1 protein-coding gene is annotated in these 2,257 nt (G+C 56.1%); it reads right to left on the reverse strand.

Annotated features, from left to right (window positions below; all coding sequences use genetic code 11):
- Positions 1-2,072 (reverse strand): WD40 repeat domain-containing protein (locus G494_RS23755; RefSeq protein ID WP_051305734.1); only part of this gene is annotated, 2,072 nt, incomplete at its 3' end.
- Between the last annotated feature and the right edge of the window lie 185 nt (positions 2,073-2,257).

Genomic DNA, 2,257 nt, shown 5'->3' on the forward strand with positions numbered 1-2,257 from the left:
GGCAGGGCAAGCTCACGGCTGATCAGGATCCCGCCTTTGCTCTTCCTCCGCTTCAGGGCCCTGCTTTCCGCGGTGGGCCGGCCGTTGACCAGGAGTTGGATCTCGGCGATGGGATGTTTGGACTGGGGGGTGATCAGACACTCCAGTTCCAACCGGTCCCCATCGATCTCTTGTCGGAGCTGGCTTGGCTTGATCAACTCGATCAGGGGCGGCAGGATTGAGGCGGTATCCACGACTTCCGTCCTCCGTGAGCGGGAGGCGATCCGGATGGCCTCCTCCTCGCTGCCGCTGCGGATCAGGGCCTGGATGATATCGGGTCGGTAGAGACTGGATTGAAAACGGGAGGCCGGATAAAACTGGGCTGCCTTCTCCGGGCCGCCATTGACGTGAAAACCCACATACTTGTCCCCCTGGGCGCTGGCCGCATAGTAACCGGACCGGGACCAGGCCACCCACTCACCATCACTACCTGCAAAAATATTGAGCAAGGGGTAGATCTTCTTCTTGCCCTGCCTGAGCTCACCCAGGTCCCAGAGCTTGAGGCTCTGATCGACAGAGCCAGACAGCAGTCGATCGCCCTCAACCGCCAGGGACCAAACAGTACCAGTATGACCGATAAACCGAGCCAGTTCCTCACCCTCCCGGTTATAGGCAGCGAGAGCGCCATGAGCACCACCGGAGAGAATGTTACCGTCAGCTGTGAAGCCATAGACTCTATGCTGATACCCATTGGAAGACTTCCGGGTAATGCTCGCCTCTTCATGGCCATCTCTGTTGATCACCAGGATGGCATCACCATACCCGTATGCGCCTCCCTTACGATGACTCAGCGACCAATCCTGATACCGAGTCTCAATCCTTCTGGCTGCGATATCTGAATCGCCGACAGTAAAACTGTTGAGGTCAAAACGATGTTCCAGAGGATTGGCATGTTTTTTTACATCCTTTTTCCAGGTCGTCCCCCAGTGCAGACCACCCCGATCAAGGCCCACCGCCCAGATGGATCTGCCGCTGCCTCCAATATGAGCCAGTCTTTTCCCGTTCTTCCAGAAGTAGAGATCCTTATTATCGCCGCCAGCGGTGACCGCAGTGTTATCGGCCAGAAAAGCCGTGGCCATGGCCAGGTTGTCATGCCTGCTGAAGCGGCTCTGCTCACGAAAATCAGCGGCCACATCATAGATAATGGCTACTCTGGGAGTAGTGCCGGTCCCTGCCAGGAGCAGGTGACCATCCCGGGAGAAACTGAGTCCCTCCGGTTTGGTCGGGCTGCTGATGGTCTTGTGGAGGCGGAGTTCATGATCAAAGATCAGAATCTCCCGGTCAACTCGATTGCCTGAAACCGCCAGCCACTCCTTGCTCACGGCAAGATATTTCAGATCGTGGCTGTGTTTATAACGCTTCTTTAGCCTGCCGTCCTGCCAGAGGATCAACTGCTCATCATAACCGACGGAGACCGGTCGGTTGTCCGGGAGAAAAGCTACTCCATAGACATCATCCTGATGCCCCTCCAGGGTCTCTTTTAAACGAAAGCCATCCGCTACTCTCCAGAGTTTTACCGTCTCATCCGCCGAGGCGGAGGCCAGCAGGCTGCCATCGGGGCTGAAGGCCAGATCATTGACCACATTGGTGTGCCCTTTGAGGAGGCGATGGAGTTTACCGCTGTTAAAATCATAGATCCTAATTTTATGGGCTTCTTCATCTTCTCTGTCTTTTTTGCCGCTAAACCGCCCCAAATACCCCCCCACCGCCAGCCAGCGATCATCCGGAGAGAGGGCGACGGCAAAGATCTTCCCTTCCGAGCCAGCCCCGATCTGCCCCAGGATCTTGCCCACCTCCCTTCTGGTCTTGATATCCCATACCCGGATGGTCTTGTCATCCGAGGCAGAGATCAGGTAACGGTTATCCGAGCTGACCACCAGGTCTCTGATGATACCCTTATGGCCACCGGTATCCACGGTGAGAATCGGTTCGTTCCCTGCCTGAGCATGGTTATAATCCACAGGTACAAAGAAGAGCATGCTCAGCACAGCACAGCAGATCACAACAGGGGATAACAATCGATTGGCCGTCATTCTTGTTCGTCTCCTTACAGGCTGGTTGCTCCTGAAATAGTAGCTGTTCATCTGGCGGTCACCGCAAAATCAGGGACCGAGTCCGGGATAATGGTGGTGGGCTTCTGCCGGCCGCCGGTGAGCTGCTTGACCCGCCGGGTCACATAGAGATCGATCTCCTTGACCGTCACCACCCGGTCCTGATC

This window comes from Desulfogranum mediterraneum DSM 13871 (assembly GCF_000429965.1).
GTDB classification, from domain to species: domain Bacteria; phylum Desulfobacterota; class Desulfobulbia; order Desulfobulbales; family Desulfobulbaceae; genus Desulfogranum; species Desulfogranum mediterraneum.